The organism is Psychrobacter sp. CAL346-MNA-CIBAN-0220 (assembly GCF_040309805.1).
Lineage (GTDB): Bacteria > Pseudomonadota > Gammaproteobacteria > Pseudomonadales > Moraxellaceae > Psychrobacter.
On the sequence record NZ_JBEOPF010000178.1, the window covers coordinates 1 to 279 of the forward strand.

Consider the following 279-nt stretch of genomic DNA (forward strand, 5'->3'; position numbering starts at 1 on the left):
CACTAACACTTTGATATGCCCTAAGCCCAAACACGGGTAATACCGCAAGTAAATGGTCCATTATTTCGGCTTGTAAATGCTCGTACGAAATCCAGCGTTTGTCTTCACTAAAGCAATAAAACTCAATAGGTAAACCATGGTTTAGTGGTTGTAGCTCTCGTACCATTAACGTAAGCGACGTATTAATTTTACTGTGCTGCTTTAAATAGCCTTCAGCATAGCGACGAAATAACCCTAAATTAGAAACCTGAGCAGGTAATGTCGTCACTCGAATATAGT

1 pseudogene is annotated in these 279 nt (G+C 39.8%); it reads right to left on the reverse strand.

Annotation, left to right across the window (positions count from 1 at the left end):
• Nucleotides 1-279, reverse strand: a pseudogene (locus tag AAEY88_RS13215) (mechanosensitive ion channel family protein); the annotation flags it as partial.